Annotated in this window: 5 protein-coding genes; 4 read left to right on the top strand and 1 reads right to left on the bottom strand. The window is 73.9% G+C overall.

The features are described from left to right. A partial coding sequence (locus ABZ371_RS28870) for a TIM barrel protein (RefSeq protein WP_358685007.1) occupies positions 1–451 on the top strand: 451 nt, incomplete at its 5' end. A 12-nt stretch (positions 452–463) separates the two neighbouring features. Here ABZ371_RS28870 and ABZ371_RS28865 read toward each other — a convergent pair. Further along, positions 464–1,363 carry an EamA family transporter gene (locus tag ABZ371_RS28865; protein ID WP_358685005.1) on the bottom strand — a complete coding sequence of 300 codons (900 nt, stop codon included), beginning with the start codon at positions 1,361–1,363 and terminating at the stop codon, positions 464–466. A 98-nt stretch (positions 1,364–1,461) separates the two neighbouring features. Here ABZ371_RS28865 and ABZ371_RS28860 point away from each other — a divergent pair, with 98 nt between their 5' ends. The 3 genes from ABZ371_RS28860 to ABZ371_RS28850 all read left to right on the top strand — a co-directional run. Next, positions 1,462–2,370 (top strand): LysR family transcriptional regulator, encoded by a 909-nt coding sequence (locus tag ABZ371_RS28860; RefSeq protein ID WP_358685009.1) that lies wholly within the window; start codon positions 1,462–1,464, stop codon positions 2,368–2,370. Between the two features lie 158 nt (positions 2,371–2,528). After that, positions 2,529–3,050, top strand: a complete 522-nt coding sequence (locus ABZ371_RS28855; protein ID WP_358685003.1) for a cupin domain-containing protein — start codon at positions 2,529–2,531, stop codon at positions 3,048–3,050. 150 nt (positions 3,051–3,200) lie between these two features. After that, on the top strand, positions 3,201–5,017 hold a 1,817-nt coding region (locus tag ABZ371_RS28850; protein ID WP_358685000.1), incomplete at its 3' end, for a glycoside hydrolase family 3 N-terminal domain-containing protein.

Below are 5,017 nucleotides of genomic sequence, written 5' to 3'. Positions count from 1 at the left end.
GGCCGACGCGGCCGCCGCGCGCCGGCTCGGCGCCGCCGCCCCCCACGCGGCCGACATGGGTGTGCGCATCCTGCTGGAGACCCACGACTCGCACCCCGCGGGGGCCGACGTGGCCCGGGTGGTGGGCACGGTCGGCCACGGGCAGATCGGCGCGCTCTGGGACGTCATGCACACCTGGCTGGCGGGTGAGGAGCCGGTGGTGTCCCAGGCGGTGCTGGCCCCGCACCTGGGATACGTCCAGGTGAAGGACATCGCGTCCGCCGAGGAGACGACGCCCCTGGCCCTCGGGGACGGGGTGCTGCCCCTCACGGCGTGCCTGGACACGCTGGACGCCGACGCCTGGGTCTGCTGGGAGTACGAGAAGCGCCGGTACCCGGCCGCCGCCCCGCTGCCGGGTCTGCTGGGGATGGGGCGGGAGCACCTGCTGCGGCTCGGGTCGCCGAAGCAGTAGGGCGGCGTCCGCTCATGCCTCCGCCGCCCGCGCCCCGGGCACCCGCCCGGCCCCGGTGCGGGGCTTCGGCAGGGAGGTCAGGGCAACTCCGCCGACCAGCAGCGCGCCCGCGCACCACCGCAGGGGGCTCACCGGTTCGCCGAGCAGGAGCGCCGCGGAGGACATCCCGAAGACGGGCACGAGCAGGGTGAAGGGGGCCACGGACGAGGCCGGGTGGTGGCGGAGCAGGAAGCCCCAGGCCCCGAAGCCGAAGACCGTGGTGACCCACGCGACGTAGAGGATGATGCCGATGCCGCCCGGGTCGAGGGCGGCCAGGGCCTCGGCGTCGCGTCGTGGACCTTCGAGAAGCAGGGACAGGGCGAGCAGCGGGAGTACGGGCACGGTCGACACCCAGACCATGAAGTTGAGGGGGTCCGCCGGGGCGGCCTTGCGGGTGAGGACGTTGGAGACCCCCCAGCAGGCCGCCGCCGCGACGACCAGGACGAAGGCGAGCACGGGTCCGCCCGCCCCTTCGTCGACGGCGGCGACCCCGATGCCCACGAGGGCGGCGCCCATCCCCAGCATCCGTGTCCTGCCCGGCCGTTCGCCGAGCGCCACCGCCGCGAAGAGGGCGGTGAAGACGGCTTGCACCTGGAGGACGAGGGAGGAGAGCCCGGCCGGCATCCCCCGGTCCATCCCGATGAAGAGCAGGCCGAACTTGGCGACGCCGAGCGACAGGCCGACGCCGACGATCCACTTCCAGGCCACCGTCGGCCGTCCGACGAGGAACACGGCGGGCAGCGCGGCGACGAGGAAGCGCAGGGCCGAGAAGAGCAGGGGCGGGAAGTGGGCGAGTCCGAGCTCGATGACGACGAAGTTCACTCCCCAGACGGCGGTGACCAGTACGGCGAGGGCGATGTGGAGGGGACGCATGGACAGAGCATCGGCCGCGCCCACCATGTAGCACCAGCGCGGATTTCTTCATGGTTGGATTGAGCACCACTTACGCTTCGGCCCTCTGCGAGGTTCCCGTGCTCGACCTGTCCCGGCTGCGCGCCCTGCACGCCGTCTCCGTGCACGGGTCCGTGGCGGGAGCGGCGGCCGCCCTCGGATACACCCCGTCGGCCGTCTCCCAGCAGATCACCAAACTGGAGCGGGAGACGCGGACGACACTGCTGGAGCGGCACGGGCGCGGGGTCGCGCTCACCGAGGAGGCGGTACACCTGGCCGCCACCGCGCAGCAGTTGCTGGCCATCGTGGAACAGGCCGAGACGACGCTCGAGGAGCGCAGGGGGACACCCACGGGCCGGCTGTCGATCGGCGCGTTCGCGTCGGCGGCGCGCGGACTGCTCCCCGGGGTGCTCGCGGAACTGGAGCGGGAGCACCCCGCGGTGGAGACACGGCTGACGGAGGTCGACCCCCACCTCTCGGTCGACCTGGTGGCCAAGGGGGTCCTCGACCTGGCGGTGGCCCACGACTGGGACATCGCCCCGCTACCGGCGCCGGACGGCCTGGCGCAGGCCGTGATCGGTGACGACGGGTGCGATCTGCTGGTGCCGGAGGGGCATCCGCTCGCCGGGCGTACGGCGGTGCGGCGGGAGGAGCTGGCCGAGGAGCGGTGGATCTGCCAGCCGCCCGGCACCGTGTGCCACGACTGGCTCGTACGGACGCTGCGGGCCGCCGGGTGCGAGCCGGACATCCGGCACCGGGCCGAGGAGCACCACACCCAGCTCTCCCTGGTGGCCGCCGGACTGGGGGTGGCGATGATCCCGCGCCTGGGCCGGGGCCGGCTGCCGGCGGGGGTGGTGGCGGTGCGGCTGGACCCGGTGCCGGTGCGGCGGCTGTACGCCCTGTGGCGCGCGGAGGCGGCGCGACGGCCGGCGATCACGGCGGCGGTGACCGCGCTGCGGGCGGCCGGCGCACGGTCGGGGCTGACCTGACGCACGCCGCGCACGGGGTGCGACGGCACCCCGGGCCCGCGTCCCCCCGCTCCGGCCCGGCCCCCGCGCCGGAGCCGTGCGCGGAGACGGAATGGCCCACGCCATCCGGGCCCGAATGACCTACGGAAGTGGGCACTTGCCCTCCTAGGGTGGTCCTCATGAGCGACGAGACGTCTCCCGTGTCCACGGCCACCGCCCCCTTCGCCCCGGTGCTGACCCGCCACGCGGAGGCGGAGACCTGTGCCGATCCGAGCAGCGTGATGACCCTGCTGGCCGACTCGGACGGCTCCGGCGGCGGCTGCACGAGCTACCGGTCCACGTTCGCCGAGGGGGCCGTGGGAGCTCCGGCCCACTTCCACACCAGGGCGTCGGAACTGTTCTTCGTGCTCGGCGGCGCTCTGCGCGTGCTGGTGGGCGAGGAGGTCACCGTGCTGCGCGAGGGCGACTTCCTGCTGGTGCCGCCGCGCACGCCGCACGCCTTCGCGGCGGCGCCCGGCTCCACGGCGGACGTGCTGTTCGTGTTCACCCCCGGCATGGGCCGGTTCGACTACCTGCGGCTGCTGGGCCGGGTGATGCGCGGTGAGGCCGATCCGAAGGAGATCGCCGAGTCCGCCGAGCGCTTCGACAACCACTACGTCGACAGTCCCGTCTGGCGTGCCGCTCTCGACGGCCCGGCGTGACCGCTCGACGCACGTCCGAGGGCCCGGCCCCGCACGCCTCCCCCTCTCCGCGCGTGTCCCGGCTTTTTCGGGTGGCCCCCTTGACTGGTAGTTACTTTCCATATATCCGTACCTTCTTGGAAGTTTCTTTCAGCATCGGAAGGGGCTCACGTGCACCACCGCACCTCCAGACGCACCCTCCTCACCGCCACCGCGGCCACGGTCGCCGTGGCCGCCACGGGCGCCGTCGCCGCGCCCGGCGCCGCCCAGGCCGCCGGCACCTCCACGGACAGCCGCCTCAGGCGGCTCATCGCCCGGATGAGTCTCGAGGAGAAGGTCGGCCAGCTCTTCGTGATGCGGGTGTACGGGCATTCCGCCACCACCCCCGACCAGGCGGACATCGACGCCAACCTCGCCGAGATCGGGGTCCGTACGGCCGCCGAGCTGATCTCCACCTATCACGTCGGCGGGATCATCTACTTCAGCTGGGCGCACAACACCCGCGACCCGCACCAGATCGCCGACCTCTCCAACGGCATCCAGCGCGCCGGTCTCGCCGGGCCGACCCCCCTGCCCGTCCTGATCTCCACGGACCAGGAGCACGGCATCGTGTGCCGCGTGGGCGAACCGGCCACCCTCATGCCCGGCGCCATGGCGCTGGGTGCCGGCGGCTCGCGCTCCGACACGCGCGAGGCGGCCCGCATCGCCGGGGCGGAACTGGCCGCCCTCGGCATCAGGCAGAACTACGCGCCCGACGCCGACGTCAACGTGAATCCGGCCAACCCCGTCATCGGCGTGCGTTCCTTCGGCTCCGACCCGCGGTCGGTGGCCGAGCTGGTCGCGGCCCAGGTGAAGGGGTACCGGAGCGCGGGTGTCGCCGCCACGGCCAAGCACTTCCCCGGCCACGGTGACACCAGCACCGACAGCCACACCGGTCTGCCCTCCATCCACCACACCCGGGAGCAGTGGGAGGAGCTGGACGCCCCGCCGTTCCGGGCGGCCGCCGCGGCGGGCATCGACTCGATCATGACGGCGCACATCGTGGTCCCCGCCCTGGACCCGTCCGAGGACCCGGCCACGCTCTCGCGCCCCATCCTCACCGGCATCCTGCGCGAGGAACTCGGCTACGACGGCGTCGTGGTGACCGACTCCCTCGGCATGGAGGGGGTCCGCACGAAGTACGGCGACGAGCGCGTCCCCGTCCTGGCCCTCCAGGCCGGTGTCGACCAGTTGCTGAACCCGCCAAACCTCCCGGTCGCCTGGAACGCCGTGCTGGAGGCCGTGAGGAGCGGGGAGCTCAGCGAGGCCCGCATCGACGAATCGATCCTGCGCATCCTCCGGCTCAAATGGAAGCTCGGCCTCTTCCGCGACCCCTACGTCACCCACCGGGGCGTGGACCGGACCGTCGGCACGCGGGCCCATCTCGCCGCCGCCGACCGGATCGCCGAGCGCACGACCACGCTGCTCGCCAACACCGGCGCGCTGCTGCCGCTCTCCCGCCGCTCGCACCGGAACCTGCTGGTGGTCGGCGCGGACCCCGCCTCCCCGTCCGGCACGACGGGGCCGCCCACCACCACGCTCGCCGGGGCCTTCCAGGAGCTGGGGTACACGGCGACCGCCCTGTCCACCGGCACGGCCCCCTCCCAGGCGCGGATCGCGGAGGCGGTGGCCGCCGCGCAGGGCAAGGACGCGGTCGTCGTCGGCACGTACAACGTCGCGGCGGGCAGCTCCCAGCGCACGCTGGTCGCCGCGCTCGCGGCGACCGGCGTCCCGGTGATCACGCTCGCGCTCCGCAACCCGTACGACATCGCCCGGCTGGCGGGTACGGGATACGCGGCGAGCCTGGCCGCGTACTCCTGGACGGACGTCGAACTGCGGGCGGCCGCCCGGGTCATCGCGGGTCGCGCCGAGCCGCGGGGCCGCCTGCCCGTCCCGGTGCAGCGGGCGGACGTGCCGACGCAGGCGCTCTACCCGAGAACGCACGAGCG

The sequence above is a fragment of the Streptomyces sp. NPDC005899 genome (assembly GCF_040629645.1).
Classification (GTDB): domain Bacteria; phylum Actinomycetota; class Actinomycetes; order Streptomycetales; family Streptomycetaceae; genus Streptomyces.
This window is presented reverse-complemented; position numbering and strand designations above follow the sequence as displayed.